This is a genomic window from Halalkalibacter oceani (genome assembly GCF_023715705.1).
GTDB classification, from domain to species: domain Bacteria; phylum Bacillota; class Bacilli; order Bacillales; family Bacillaceae_D; genus Halalkalibacter; species Halalkalibacter oceani_A.
On sequence record NZ_JAMBOS010000087.1, the window covers coordinates 1 to 458 of the forward strand.

Here is a 458-nt window from a genome sequence, read left to right on the forward strand (position 1 = left end):
GTATTCGGCGCAGCGCTTCTTCGATGCCGCGCACTCGCTCGGCCTGCATCCGTACCGGCTGCCGTCGGCGAACACGTCGGGCCCGTACACGAACCCGTACGGCGTGCAGATGGGCCCGTGCAACTTCTGCGGCTACTGCAGCGGCTACGCGTGCTACATGTATTCGAAGGCGTCGCCGAACCTGAACATCCTGCCGGCGCTGAAGCAGGCGCCGAACTTCGAGCTGCGCTCGAAGTGCCACGTGCTGCGCGTCGACCTCGACGACACGAAGAAGCGCGCGACCGGCGTCACCTACGTCGATCCGGCCGGGCGTGAAGTGCACCAGCCGGCCGATCTCGTGATCGTGGCCGCGTTCCAGTATCACAACGTGCACCTGCTGCTGCTGTCGGGCATCGGCAAGCCGTACGACCCGATCTCGGGCGACGGCGTGGTCGGCCGCAATTTCGCGTACCAGAACC

The 458-nt window shown here is 66.2% G+C and carries 1 protein-coding gene; it reads left to right on the forward strand.

Going from position 1 to position 458, the window contains the following annotated elements; genetic code table 11:
• Positions 1-458, forward strand: a 458-nt coding sequence (locus tag M3212_RS21765; protein WP_251195989.1) for a GMC family oxidoreductase N-terminal domain-containing protein, incomplete at both ends; no start/stop codon positions are given.